The 12,277-nt window shown below is 58.2% G+C and carries 12 protein-coding genes; 6 read left to right on the forward strand and 6 right to left on the reverse strand.

What is annotated here, in order from left to right; all coding sequences use genetic code 11:
* The first annotated feature begins 86 nt into the window (after positions 1-86).
* Genes ACUTJJ_RS02215 through ACUTJJ_RS02225 form a run of 3 tightly spaced genes read left to right on the forward strand, consistent with a single transcriptional unit; the run spans position 87 to position 3,906 of the window.
* Positions 87-620: a 2Fe-2S iron-sulfur cluster-binding protein gene (locus tag ACUTJJ_RS02215; RefSeq protein ID WP_063947606.1), complete on the forward strand. Its 534-nt coding sequence runs from the start codon at positions 87-89 to the stop codon at positions 618-620.
* Positions 617-1,606, forward strand: coding sequence for an FAD binding domain-containing protein (locus tag ACUTJJ_RS02220; protein ID WP_445541147.1), 990 nt, complete (start codon positions 617-619; stop codon positions 1,604-1,606). Before ACUTJJ_RS02215 ends, ACUTJJ_RS02220 begins: the two co-directional genes overlap by 4 nt.
* Complete coding sequence (locus ACUTJJ_RS02225) at positions 1,603-3,906, forward strand: xanthine dehydrogenase family protein molybdopterin-binding subunit (protein ID WP_445541148.1); 2,304 nt, start codon at positions 1,603-1,605, stop codon at positions 3,904-3,906. The genes ACUTJJ_RS02220 and ACUTJJ_RS02225 overlap by 4 nt, the downstream gene beginning before the upstream one ends.
* 260 nt (positions 3,907-4,166) lie before the next feature.
* Here ACUTJJ_RS02225 and ACUTJJ_RS02230 read toward each other — a convergent pair whose 3' ends face one another.
* On the reverse strand, positions 4,167-4,829 hold the full coding sequence (locus ACUTJJ_RS02230) for a nucleotidyltransferase family protein (protein WP_063947609.1): 663 nt from the start codon (positions 4,827-4,829) through the stop codon (positions 4,167-4,169).
* 442 nt (positions 4,830-5,271) lie between these two features.
* Between ACUTJJ_RS02230 and ACUTJJ_RS02235 the strand changes: the two genes are divergently transcribed.
* Positions 5,272-6,189: a GNAT family N-acetyltransferase gene (locus ACUTJJ_RS02235; RefSeq protein WP_445541149.1), complete on the forward strand. Its 918-nt coding sequence runs from the start codon at positions 5,272-5,274 to the stop codon at positions 6,187-6,189.
* Between the two features lie 184 nt (positions 6,190-6,373).
* On the opposite strand, the gene ACUTJJ_RS02240 is transcribed toward ACUTJJ_RS02235, so the two are convergent.
* From ACUTJJ_RS02240 to coxB, 3 genes are all read right to left on the reverse strand, one after another.
* Positions 6,374-6,589 carry a hypothetical protein gene (locus ACUTJJ_RS02240; protein WP_445541150.1) on the reverse strand — a complete coding sequence of 72 codons (216 nt, stop codon included), beginning with the start codon at positions 6,587-6,589 and terminating at the stop codon, positions 6,374-6,376.
* Positions 6,590-6,698: 109 nt separating this feature from the next.
* The gene (gene ctaD, locus ACUTJJ_RS02245; RefSeq protein WP_445541151.1) at positions 6,699-9,197 is read right to left on the reverse strand and encodes a cytochrome c oxidase subunit I; all 2,499 of its coding nucleotides are present in this window, start codon (positions 9,195-9,197) and stop codon (positions 6,699-6,701) included.
* Positions 9,194-10,009 carry a cytochrome c oxidase subunit II gene (coxB, locus tag ACUTJJ_RS02250; protein ID WP_445541152.1) on the reverse strand — a complete coding sequence of 272 codons (816 nt, stop codon included), beginning with the start codon at positions 10,007-10,009 and terminating at the stop codon, positions 9,194-9,196. The genes ctaD and coxB overlap by 4 nt, the downstream gene beginning before the upstream one ends.
* On the opposite strand from coxB, the gene ACUTJJ_RS02255 reads away from it, so the two are divergent.
* Positions 9,917-10,414 (forward strand): DUF2231 domain-containing protein, encoded by a 498-nt coding sequence (locus ACUTJJ_RS02255; RefSeq protein WP_063947614.1) that lies wholly within the window; start codon positions 9,917-9,919, stop codon positions 10,412-10,414. The two genes, coxB and ACUTJJ_RS02255, sit on opposite strands and share 93 nt — an antisense overlap.
* Here the strand turns inward: ACUTJJ_RS02255 and ACUTJJ_RS02260 are convergent.
* Complete coding sequence (locus tag ACUTJJ_RS02260) at positions 10,392-10,892, reverse strand: CopD family protein (RefSeq protein ID WP_445541153.1); 501 nt, start codon at positions 10,890-10,892, stop codon at positions 10,392-10,394. The two genes, ACUTJJ_RS02255 and ACUTJJ_RS02260, sit on opposite strands and share 23 nt — an antisense overlap.
* Positions 10,889-11,638: a cytochrome c oxidase assembly protein gene (locus ACUTJJ_RS02265; RefSeq protein ID WP_445541154.1), complete on the reverse strand. Its 750-nt coding sequence runs from the start codon at positions 11,636-11,638 to the stop codon at positions 10,889-10,891. Before ACUTJJ_RS02265 ends, ACUTJJ_RS02260 begins: the two co-directional genes overlap by 4 nt.
* 167 nt (positions 11,639-11,805) lie before the next feature.
* On the opposite strand from ACUTJJ_RS02265, the gene ACUTJJ_RS02270 reads away from it, so the two are divergent.
* Positions 11,806-12,063, forward strand: coding sequence for a hypothetical protein (locus ACUTJJ_RS02270; RefSeq protein ID WP_063947617.1), 258 nt, complete (start codon positions 11,806-11,808; stop codon positions 12,061-12,063).
* The last annotated feature ends 214 nt before the right edge of the window (positions 12,064-12,277 follow it).

Below are 12,277 nucleotides of genomic sequence, written 5' to 3' on the forward strand. Positions count from 1 at the left end.
AGCAGCCACACGCAGACAAACACCATGAGCTTCATAGGTGCCGCCTGAAAATTTCAGTGCGGACCTTCAGATGAGGGAGATGTCCAATGCAATTTAACGTCAACGGAACAGCAGTGGAGGTGGACGCAGACATCCGCACGTCGCTGCTTGATCTCATGCGCAACTATCTGGGGTTTACGGGCACGAAGAAGGGCTGCGATCAGGGCGCATGCGGCGCATGCACGGTGCTGGTGGATGGCGAGCGGATCAATTCCTGTCTCGCGCTTGCGGTTCAGTATCAGGGCCGTAACATCACGACTGTGGAAGGCCTCGCGGCCAACGGCAACCTTCATCCGTTGCAAAAAGCTTTCATTGAACATGATGGCTTTCAATGCGGCTATTGCACACCGGGGCAACTCTGTTCCGCCGTGGGCATGGCGGGCGAGATCGAGCGAAACATCCCGAGCGTCGTCACCGCTGATCTTTCGAGCGACAGCGTCATCATCGATGACACCGAAATTCGCGAACGCATGAGTGGCAATCTCTGTCGCTGCGGCGCCTATAATGGCATTGTTGAAGCCATTTCTGAAACGCTGGTCCAGCCGACCGCGGTGCAGACCGACGAGAGGGCACGGGCATGAATATCTTTTCCTACCATCAGGCCTCTGATGCGGCGTCGGCAATAACGCTCAAACAGGCCGCGCCGACAACGAAATATCTGGGTGGCGGCACCAATCTCGTCGACCTCATGCGCGAAACGGTCGAAAAACCGGAGACGCTGATCGATGTCACGCACTTGGCGAGCAGCATCGAACAGCGCGCCGATGGCAGCCTGCTGATCGGGGCGGGCGTGAAGAACACCGCGCTTGCGGCCCATGGTGCGGTACGGGCGCAGTTTCCGGTTCTCTCCCGCACTATTCTCGCAGGTGCAAGCGCGCAAATTCGAAATGTCGCGACCGTGGGAGGCAACATTCTTCAGCGCACCCGGTGCCGGTATTTCTATGACAATGCCGCTCACTGCAACAAGCGCGAGCCCCACTCAGGATGTGACGCGCTGGAGGGTTTCAACCGCTATCATGCCATCCTCGGTGCATCTGAAAGCTGCGTTGCGACCCATCCATCCGATATGTGCGTCGCGCTTGTTGCACTGGATGCCGTGGTTCACCTTCAGGGGCCGGCAGGCAAGCGCAGCCTGCCGCTGCGTGATCTCCACCGTCTTCCAGGCGACACGCCCGAAATCGAAACCGCACTTCACCCGGACGAACTCATCACTGCGGTGGAAATTCCCGCGCTGCCTTTTGCAAAAAAATCCACCTACAGGAAGGTAAGGGATAGGGCGAGCTACGCTTTCGCGCTCGTCTCCGTTGCCGCGGCACTGGATCTCGATGGCAGTGGGAATGTGAAAGACGTGAGGCTGGCGCTGGGCGGCGTGGCACACAAGCCGTGGCGTGCCCTGAAGGCAGAAGCGTATCTAAAGGGCCAAAAGGCAGATACCGAGCACTTCCGGGCTGCCGCCGAAGCCGAACTCGCCGACGCCGTCGGCCTGCGCGACAATGCTTTCAAGATTGAACTGGCGAAGCGCACCATTGTCGCGGTCCTTGAAGAATTGAAGGGAGAAAACGCATGAGCGCCGATACCCAAACGCTGCCGGAGACAGGCAGACAAGGCCGCTGGCAGCCAGCCGTGACAACCGATCCGCTGCTGCGCAAACATGGTTCCCTCGGGCAATCCGTACCGCGCATCGAAGGGCCCATGAAAGTTCAGGGCAAGACGCGCTTTGCGGCAGAGTTTCCCTACGATAACATCAGCTACGCGGCACTCGCTTTCAGCACCGTTGCCCGTGCGCGCGTCACCGAACTTGATGTCGGCGCCGCGGAGGCCGCACCCGGCGTCATTCTGGTCATGACCTATAAAAACGCGCCGCGGATGAAAGCGCCATCGCTGATGATGTCGTCTCCGACAGCGGCCGGAGCAAGCAATCTTCCCGTCATGCAAAATGACGAAATCCACTGGAACGGCCAGCCGATCGCGCTGGTTCTTGCCGAAACACAGGAACAGGCGGATTACGCGGCATCACTGGTCGAGGCGAAGTATGAATTGCTGCCGGCGGTGACATCTTTCGACGAAGCGAAAAAAACGCCCCGCCAACTCGAGAACCTGCTCGGCCAGCCGCCATACGTGGAAATCGGCGATGCAGAAGCGGCGCTCGCAAAAGCTGAGGTCAAGGTCGATCTCATCTACAGAACACCGCGTCACAACCATAATGCCATCGAGCTGCATGCGGCGACCGTTGTCTGGAATGACGACGAACTACGCGTCCACGATGCCAGTCAGCTGCTCGATCTGACGACGGGCCAGCTTGCGGATATTTTCGACATTGATGTCAGCAAGGTGCATGTCACCTCGCCCTATGTCGGTGGCGGTTTTGGCGGCAAATGTTTGTGGGATCATCAGATCCTTGCCTGCGCGGCGGCCAGACTTGCAAAGCGACCCGTGCGTATCATGCTGTCGCGCGAAGGCGTCTTCCGGATCGTCGGCGGTCGCACGGTCACCGAACAGCGCGTTGCCCTGGGGGCAAGAGCCGATGGGACGCTCGATGCGCTGATCCACACCGGAACGTCGGCGATGACGTCACATAATTCCTGCCCGGAACAATTCACCTTTCCCGCCCGCCACCTCTATGCCGCAAGAACCTTCCGTATCGGCCAGAATGTTGCCGACATGGACATGCTGGCAAACACCTTCATGCGCGCGCCGGGTGAATCCGTTGGCACTTTTGCCCTCGAATGCGCACTCGATGAACTCGCCGAAAAATTGAGACTGGACCCGATCGAGCTGCGGCGGCGGATCGAGCCGGAGAAGGATCCAACGACCGGCAAGCCGTTTTCGTCGCGTTATCTTCTTGAAGCCTACGACGAAGGCGCAAAACAATTCGGCTGGGACAGGAGAAGCCAAAAACCGCGCCAAAGACGCGAAGGCGAGTGGCTGATCGGGATGGGGTGCGCGACCGCGACCTATCCTTACCACCGGTTTCCCGGAGGCGCGGCCCGGATCAGGCTGACGGCAGACGGCCATGTGACCGTTTCGACCGCCGTGCACGATATGGGAATGGGGACCGCCACGGCTCAGGTGCAGCATCTCGCAGCGCGGTTGGGCTTGCCGCTTGATCACGTGACTTTCGAATATGGCGACAGCAGACTGCCAAGGGGCGTGATCGCCGGAGGCTCGACCCAGACCGCCTCCATAGGCGGCGCGATCATCGCCGCAACCGAGGTCTTCGTGCAAGAATTGATCAAGCTTGCTGGCAACGACTCGCCGCTTGCCGGACTGTCGCTTCTTGACGTCGAGACGAGAGATGGTGGTCTGTCTCACATCAGCGACACCAGCAGGTTCGAGAGCTATCAATCGATACTCCGAAGGGCTGGCCGAGACGACCTTATCTGTGAGGCGGAAGCACCTGCACCCGCTGAAATGGAAGCCTTCTCCATGCATTCCACGGGCGCCCAGTTCTGCGAGGTACGGGTTAGTGCCCTCACGGGTGAGACGCGTGTTTCGCGCTTTTTGGGCTCGTTCGACGCTGGCCAGATACTGAACCACAAAATGGCGACCAGCCAGTTCAAGGGCGGTATCATCATGGGCATCGGTCTTGCTCTCACCGAAGAAACCAATTTCGATGAGCGGACAGGCCGCGTCGTCAACGCCTCGCTGGCCGATTACCACGTGCCGGTGCAGATGGATGTACCGTCAATTGAAATCCTCTATACCAACAAGCCAGACCCGCAGGCGCCGATGGGCGCACGCGGTATTGGCGAAATCGGCATAACCGGGGTTGGTGCGGCGGTTGCCAATGCGGTTTACAATGCGACCGGAGTTCGGGTTCGCGACCTGCCCATCACCTTAGACAAGCTGATGGTTGATCTCGACTGACGCGATTGGCGGGGTAATCGTCCTTGGTATTTCACCCGAGGAAAAACCAGTTGCCCTGCGCACGAGTGCCGAAATGTCGAGGCCCGGTATAGGGTCTCGACCTCAAAATGATGCCGGTGGCTCGGTGTTAGCAAAATGCGACGGAAGATGACGGTTTGCAACGCGTTCAGGGCGCAATGAAGCGATATGGTCTTCCCAGCAAAGCTCCCACCCGACGCATCGACGTCATCTGGCTTCTTGCTCCGTCCCGGGCACGGACCTTATCCCTTCAACACACCCCCGGCCGCGAGAACCTCCTCTGGCGTATCGACATCCAGACGGGCCGCCTCGCCGATATCCAAATCGATGACCGGGGTCCCCGACGTCTCAAGGAGGTGTCTCGCCCCGACATCACCTTCGAGCTGCATGATGGAATCCTTGAGTGATTTCGGGAGGATGACTGGATTGCCACGTTTGCCGCGCGAAACCGCGCGTATGATCACTTGTCCGAAAGATTGGCGGAAAGACGAGATCAGGGCGTTCAGGTCGCCGACCGTCACACCGGGCATATCCGCAAGCATGACGAGAACGCCATCGACACCACGCGCTGCTGCCGCCGAATATCCCGCGATCAGAGAGCTTGCCATGCCGGATGCATATTCCGGATTGTAGATGGCGGTCACCTCTAGCCCCAGAAGTGCTGCCTCTATCTCATTCCGACGGTGACCGGTCACGACGATGACGAATTTCACATCCGAGGAAAGCGCTGTTTTGGCCGCACGGCGCACCAGCGGCTCTCCATCGAATTCCGCCAGAAGCTTATGGCCCCCGCCATCGCCCATGCGGCTGGCTTTCCCGGCAGCCAGGATCACCGCCGCGACGGTTGCGGGCGGGCGTTCGTGCTTTGAGTCGTCTTGCAGAGGCGTCGTGGTCGCAACTTCCATTGGCACTCCTCTTATGGCCACCTATCAAATCTCGCCTGCGGCATCTCAGTCAAGACGGGATCCGGCATCTGCTCAGTGCCTTTTGGTTTCTGCCGAACATCGTTGCGCCAGTCGTAACGTTTCAGCGATTGCCATGACGCACACGCGAGGACTACATCCGGTGACGGTACCTACCATCGTTCGTAGGGAGCTGAGGATAGAATTTCCTCTTTATCGTCGGAACACGTATCGGCGTCACGGGTGCCTAAATCTTGGACTACGGGAGCCGGAAAAGAACAGGTCCTGGCTGAAACCATGGCTGGTCGTGAAGGATGGGATGCCGAACCCGAGGCAGTTTCAGCGAAAAATTGCGTCGAGTCCCAGATTTTGAGCAAGTTCTACGGCATGGAGGGATTATCATCGAGAGGCTATTTTCACTGGCGGCGCAGCTTGCTGACAATTGATGAAGGACAATCGTGTGGGTGAGATCCTGAAGCCCGGAGAAAGAAATCAGATTGATGCCTTTGAGATGCAAATCGGGGATGTGGCGAGCGCGGAACTTGAGCAGCTCCACGCGCTGTCGATTTCGGTCGGCTGGCCGCACCGCCCGCAGGACTGGCAATTCTTGCGGGATGTCGGCAAAGGCGTCGTTGCAACCGATGACATCGGCCGCATCATGAGCTCCGCCATGTGGTTCCGCCAGTCACCGGAGCTTGCAACGATCGGCATGGTCATCACCTCGCCGCGCCTTCAGACGCAAGGCGCCGGCCTCTGGCTGATGGAATACGCCCTTCAGGATCTGGAGGGCGTCGACCTTCGCCTCAATGCGACGCGGGCTGCGAAGAGGCTTTACCTCTCCCTCGACTTCCGGCCGGAAAAGAAGGTCTATCAGTGTCAGGGCATCGTCACCGATGCGCTACGCGAGCAGGAATTGTTAGGCGACGTGCGGGTCCTCGGCCCTGATGATGTTACCGCGGTGACGACGCTCGACACTGCGGCCTTCGGCGTTGTGCGCTCAGGTGTCATTGAAAAGCTCATGTCGAATTCGCGAGGCTACGGCCTTTTCCGTGATGGCGTGCTGAAGGCCTTTGCGCTCTGTCGCCGGTTCGGCCGCGGCCATGTTGTGGGTCCGATTGTTGCATCGGACGACGAGGAGGCCATCGCTGTCCTCGCCCCGCATATACGCGATCATCAGGGCCGGTTCCTGCGTCTCGATACGCACTTCGACACCGGCGACTTCGCCCTCTTCGTGCTGCGCAACGGCCTCACCGTCTTCGATACCGTGCTGACCATGTCGCGCGGCAAGCGACTTGTGGATTTTGCGACGGGCGGGACACGCAGTCCGCTAACCTACTCACTGGCCAGCCAAACGCTCGGCTGATTGTGCACAGGCAACCTGTGGACCCTCCTGACCGGTCGGAATATCGACTTGGCACGGTGTGGGAGGGTAGCGATTAAACTCCCATGAATAATCCAGAGACCGAGGTTCAGCCAAGAAAATTGATCGGACGAGAAACGCCCGATCAAGCTTCTGCCACCTAAGAGCCAGCCTGTATCGTCGCCGTTCAACACAGACTGAGCCAGAAAACCCCTGGAAACACAAAAACGGACGCCGCCAGGGCGGCGAGCCCGGCGGCTTGAGATATGGCCGCGATGACACTGCTTTTTGCTGTTTGTTGTTGGACCAGTTTTCGCCACCACGCAAAAAGAAGCAACAGAGAGAGGGCAACCAGGCCAATCAGGAGAAAGCGAAGCAGGGAAACGCCGGCATAGGAGCGCATCTCCCATCCCCAGGTGCACCCGGCAAATTGCAGCGCATAGAGACCCAGAAAGCAAAGGGCCCAGGTGACGAATGGCCCGGCAAGGCCAAGAGCCGTGCGGTACCTCATATCACCCAGCCTCCGTCATTAAGCGCAGGGTATGCAGGAAGAGAAACGATAAGGCCGTCGCGGCGAGGAAGTGACAGTGCCAGAGAGTGCCTATACGCAGATCGTTTCTTCGGCGGCTCGAGACGTAGCCATTTGCCAACCGCCACATGCCGAATGCCGCAAGGATGAAGCCGACCAAAGTGTGCAGAATTAGATAAACGTTGACGGCGACCGACACGCCATGGATCGCATGGCTTACCGCTGCATAATCATGCGCAAGCAAGAAGAGACCTACAGCGATTGCCGTTGCGTAGGCGAACGCGCTTGCGCTTGACATCACTGCGCTTACTCTGAGGTTGCCGGCCGCTGCGCCGCACAGCGCCGCGAGAAAGGCACTTGATAGAAAAGTGATCTGTAACCAGGTCAATTGCGTCCAGACGATCCTTTCACCGGCTGCGGAAATCCAGAGAAAAAGGCCGCCAAACAGCAGTGACGCAAAAAGGGTCGTGTCCGCGATCAAGGCAAGTTTCATTGCCATCACCGAGGGCGCATCGGCACTTTCGTAGTGAAGCGGGAAGCGCTCCGTACCACGCGCCGTAACAGGTCCCCGCTCCTGTCTGGCGTCGGCGTTCGGAGTCCACACCGCAAAGAGCAGCGTCGCGACCAAAAAGATTGAGATTGCGATGAGATAGGCTTTCAAAAGAAGGGCGATGAAGAAGCCGGCAGTCACCATCGCACTCAGTAAGGGAAGAAATGTACGGCCCGGCAGGACGACGACCTGCAGCGGCGCGCCGGTCACGGCATCCGTCCCCATCGTTTCCATTTTCCCCGATCGTACAAAACCGAGATAACCTTTGCCGGCGGCAAGCTCCGCAGCGATGGTGTTGATCGGCAGGTCGTCTGCCCTTGCCGTCACTTCGGGTTGCGAGGCGAAAGCATAAGCCGGAGGTGGGGTTGGCATGGCCCATTCCAGCGTGCCGGCGTCCCAGGGATTGCGCCGGAAGGCGCGGCCGTAAAGAAAAAGCAGCATAAAATCGAGCACCACCAGCATGAATCCGGCGGCCATGATGAAGCTGCCGATGGACGAGAGCAGGTTCAGCCACTCCCAGGGGGAAGCCGCCGGGTAGGAAAAAACGCGCCTAGGCATGCCCAGCAGGCCGGTCAGGTGCATCATGAAAAACGTCAGATTAAAACCGATGAAAATCATCCAGAACGCGGCCTTGGAAAGGTGCTGAACTGGCTGTCGGCCGCTGATGTGCGGCACCCAATAATAAAGCCCGGCAAGCATCGGAAAGAGAAAACCGCCCACCAGCACATAATGGAGATGCGCGACGACAAAGTGCGTATCGTGGGCCTGCTGGTCGAAGGGAACCATGGCCAGCATCACACCGGTCAGTCCCCCGACCACGAACACGCAGAAAAACCCGATAATATGCAGCATCGGCACACTCATTGTCGGCTTGCCACCTGCCATGGTCCCAAGCCAGGCAAATATCTGGATCGCAGTCGGGATCGTGACAAGCGCGCTTGCCGCCGAGAAAAAAGACAGCGCCACGTGGGGAATACCCACCGTATACATATGGTGCACCCACAGACCGAACGACAGGAAAGCCATGGCGATCAATGCGGCAACGATGATGTTGTAACCGATCAGCCGCGTTCCCGCTAAAACAGGGATGATCGTCGACAGTGCGCCCGCTGCCGGCAGAAAGATGATATAGACCTCGGGATGACCGAACAGCCAGAATAGGTGCTGCCATAAAAGCGGGCTGCCGCCGCGTTGCGGATCAAAAAAAGGAATGTCGAAAGCCCTCTCGGCCTCGAGCAATATCGAACCCAGGATCAGCGGCGGAAAACCGATCAGCATCATCGCGGCGACAACGAGCATATACCAGGCAAAGATCGGCATCCTGTCGAGAGACATGCCGGGTGCACGCAGCCGCAGGATCGTGACGATGATTTCGATCGCGGCGCTGATGGCGGAGATTTCCACGAAGGTAATGCCGAGTAGCCAGATGTCCGCATTGATGCCGGGGCTATATTGCGATGACGACAGCGGCGTGTACATGAACCAGCCGCCCGCGGGCGCAATTCCCCCGAGAAGGGCGAAAATGAGCATTCCGCCACCGAAAAGATAACACCAGTAGCCGTAGGCAGAGAGCCGGGGGAAGGCGAGATCCCTGGCGCCGATCAGTTTCGGCAGGATGTAGATGGACAGCCCCTCGAAAAAGGGAATAGCAAACAGAAACATCATGATGGTGCCATGCATCGTGAAAACCTGTGCATATTGCCCGGCATCCATGAAGGCGTTCGATGCGGTGGCGAGCTGCGTGCGAATGAGCATCCCCAGAAACCCGCCGATCGCAAAGAACACGAGTGCGGTGGTCATGAACCGCTTTCCAATGACGGTGTGATTAACCGCCGCGAGGCGCTGAAACCCGGATCCCGAGCCCCAGACCTCGCTGAGTTCACGGTGAAGCGCCAAGGCTGAATGTCTCTCTGGCGTGCGCACATCCTTCATTGTGTTTGCCCCAAATTCCCGATTACGCGTAAAAACTCGCTCTCGTCATAAGCAATGACGCGAAAACCCATGCCCGCATGGCCGACGCCGCAATATTCCGCACAGATCCCGCCGAACGCGCCGGTTTGTTCGGCCCGAAGGGCGATTTTATTGGTCAATCCGGGAACGGCGTCGATCTTTCCTCCCAGTCTGGGAACCCAGAAGCTGTGAATGACATCGCGGCTGGTCACCTCGATTACGACATCCCGCCCCGCCGGCATATGCATGATGTCGGCGCTTTCTGACGTCCCAGTTGGCGTCTCGTAAGCGAACTCCCATTTCCACATGCTCGCAACTGCGCTGATCCGGACCGGATCGCGGGCAGACTGTGGAAGCAGTGTTTCACCTTGCAGGAACGAGAAAAACACCAGCGCCGCCAGCACCGGGATTGGAAACGCTATACCGCCGCCGATGAGCCAGTGTCGCGGTTTGATCCGCGCCATGGTCCGGGGGCTCAAAAAGACCAGTGCGAGAAGGGCGGCAACCAGCAGCGAAATAGCGCATGCGCCGCCGAACATGACCCACCACAGCACCGAGATCTTTTGACTGGCCGGCCCAGCCGGATCCAGAACCGAGAGATCGCCCGCGCAACCCGAGGCGAGCAAAAGTGCGGGCAGCGAAACGACAGCAGGGAACTTCGGCCTTCGCGAAGCGGTTAGCGCTGAAAGAGGATCCGTCGAATGGAAAAAAACAAAGCGCCCAATCCGGTTATCTCCAAGGTTGAGGAGAAAACCACTGATTCTGCGATCGCCGTTGCAGGCCATCCGCTGCATGCGATGACCGTCCACTTTCCGATAGCCCTCGTGATCACCACGCTCGCCTGCGATCTCCTCTTCTGGTGGTCGGCGGATACATTCTGGGTTCGCGCTGGTATCTGGGCATCGGGCGGCGCCTTTTTCAGCGGCGTGGTTGCCGGCGTCATCGGCACGGCCGAACTGCTTCTGGTGTCCGGAATTCGCGCGAGGGTCGCAAGCTGGGCACACGGTGTCGCCGCAATAGCGCTCATTTCCGTTGCAGGAGCCAATTGGGGCGGAAGGACATTCGGTATGATCGACATTCTGCCGCACGGGCTTGGCTTGTCCCTTCTTGCGTCGGGCCTCACGGCGCTTGCCGGCTGGCACGGGGGAAAACTGATTTTCGATCACGGCATCGGCCTCATGGTATCTCCCAAGGAATGAGAGGATCGAGGATGCGTTTGAGCGCACCTGGCTCATGGAGCCAGCCGGGCAACAGCGCGGGTATCTCCGGTTTTGCAAGCGCCAGATAAACGATGCCGATGGCCAGGATGCTGCTGACTGCCGTAACGACAACGAACCGCCACGCCGGATAAACCTCGCCCTCATTGAAGAGGCGGATGATCACGAGACCCGTGAGAACGTGGAGAAGGACGAGGAGCGCAACAAGCACCAGCTTTGCGCTGAACCAGGAAAGATATGTCGATTGGAGAAAGATCAGCGTCGTTCCGGACGCAACGGCGATAAAAGCTGCTGGTGACAGAACCTTGACGTAGGAAAACCGCACGATCTTTTGCAAGCGAAAACGATCTTCAGCTGTTTGGACATGGGCCCGCTGCACATAAAGGCTGGGGAGGCTGACGAGCCCCGCAACCCAGATCGAAATCGCTAAAAAGTGGAGAAATTTTACGAGCGCAATCATTCCGCCTCCGACCACGCTTTCACCCGCAGCATGTGGTGAATGGAGGAGAGAGCGAGGATGAGATATGGAAGCAGTCCCAATGTCCACATGATGAGGCCAGATAATTGCTGATCCTCGAGCGGTGTCATTCCGTAGGATTGTGTGGTCAGGAAATGCTCTGAAAATAGTGGATAAGGCGCAAAGGTAAGGATCGCGGCGAGGAAACCCATCTGCGCCATTGTCGGAAGTGCAAGCGAAATGCGCATCACGGGACCGGCACCAAATAGCATCGTCCACCACAGCCATATGGCGGCTAACAGCAGGGTAAGCTGCATGCTCCAATAGGCAAGCGTGCCCGAAAGCGCGAAGGTATATCCCGGCGGGAGGTGCCACGCCCAGTACGCGATCGTGTGGGCAAGAAACGCCAGCTCAGGAAAACGCGAAAACCAGCTCGGAACAAGGGTTAGACGCCCTTCGAGACTCATAGCCAGCAGCGGTGCAACGACCGCGATCAACAGAAAATGGTGGAAGACCCGCGCTGAGAAGAGAGCGGTCGTGAGGGCGCAGAGCGGGGACACAAATGCGATTACAACCAGAAAGATGACAGCCGCGCGAGAAAAGAACGGTGTTTGTCGAGCCCGTGGCGCAAACAGCCAAAAGGCACCCAGGGTTATCGTTGCGATCAGAACCGGATCAAGATTCCACGCATAGATCAGACTGGAAAAATCAGGTGCTGGTCCGCAATACGGATCCGACGTCTCGGTCAATGCGCTGGGCCCCCTGTTGCAATACCTTCAGGCAGCTAACTCTGTTTGCGACCATGCGTTCCGGCGGATAATCCCCCTCGGGACAACAATGCGTGATCGCCAATGTGAAGGAACGATAGGGCACGCCCGCGGTTCACCTCCAGCCGGGACCCGAAGGAGGATAAGTCATGCCCGTCGTTACTGGACTTTTTGAACACGAAGAAGGCGCAAGACGCGCAATTCAATATCTGGAGGCAATCGGCGTAGATCGCCGCATCATCAAGGTCGAAACATACGATCACAGGGCCGCAAAAAATGCTGGCCACACGCCCGAAAAGGGCGAGAAAGGCGGCATCGACCACGGCAAGATCGTTCGCGCCGACGTTTCCGAAAAGCATCTGGCAAAAGCATCAGAAGCTTTTATCAATCTGGCTCGAAGAAGATGACGCTCGCTGCGCGGGTTTGAGGATTCGATCGCAGAAATGAATCCCAAGACCGTTGTAAGAGATGGAGGGAACGTCAGATCGAACATCGCAAGCGTTGCGTAGCACGCCCCGCAACGGTACTGTGGGCGCTTCCTCCGACCGCCATTTGGACGCAAAGATCGCGTTGATCTTGGCTTTAACGATGGATATTGGTCCGCATATCCATCGCTTTATT

Source organism: Agrobacterium sp. DKPNP3 (genome assembly GCF_052686535.1).

What these genes read in the sequence shown, in the direction of transcription:
- ACUTJJ_RS02215 (WP_063947606.1), top strand. Translation starts at nt 87, where the DNA reads ATGCAATTTAACGTCAACGGAACAGCAGTGGAGGTGGACGCAGACATC.
- ACUTJJ_RS02220 (WP_445541147.1), top strand. Translation starts at nt 617, where the DNA reads ATGAATATCTTTTCCTACCATCAGGCCTCTGATGCGGCGTCGGCAATA.
- ACUTJJ_RS02225 (WP_445541148.1), top strand. Translation starts at nt 1,603, where the DNA reads ATGAGCGCCGATACCCAAACGCTGCCGGAGACAGGCAGACAAGGCCGC.
- ACUTJJ_RS02230 (WP_063947609.1), bottom strand. Translation starts at nt 4,829, where the DNA reads ATGGAAGTTGCGACCACGACGCCTCTGCAAGACGACTCAAAGCACGAA.
- ACUTJJ_RS02235 (WP_445541149.1), top strand. Translation starts at nt 5,272, where the DNA reads ATGAAGGACAATCGTGTGGGTGAGATCCTGAAGCCCGGAGAAAGAAAT.
- ACUTJJ_RS02240 (WP_445541150.1), bottom strand. Translation starts at nt 6,589, where the DNA reads ATGCGCTCCTATGCCGGCGTTTCCCTGCTTCGCTTTCTCCTGATTGGC.
- ctaD (WP_445541151.1), bottom strand. Translation starts at nt 9,197, where the DNA reads ATGAAGGATGTGCGCACGCCAGAGAGACATTCAGCCTTGGCGCTTCAC.
- ACUTJJ_RS02255 (WP_063947614.1), top strand. Translation starts at nt 9,917, where the DNA reads ATGGAAAAAAACAAAGCGCCCAATCCGGTTATCTCCAAGGTTGAGGAG.
- coxB (WP_445541152.1), bottom strand. Translation starts at nt 10,009, where the DNA reads ATGCAGCGGATGGCCTGCAACGGCGATCGCAGAATCAGTGGTTTTCTC.
- ACUTJJ_RS02260 (WP_445541153.1), bottom strand. Translation starts at nt 10,892, where the DNA reads ATGATTGCGCTCGTAAAATTTCTCCACTTTTTAGCGATTTCGATCTGG.
- ACUTJJ_RS02270 (WP_063947617.1), top strand. Translation starts at nt 11,806, where the DNA reads ATGCCCGTCGTTACTGGACTTTTTGAACACGAAGAAGGCGCAAGACGC.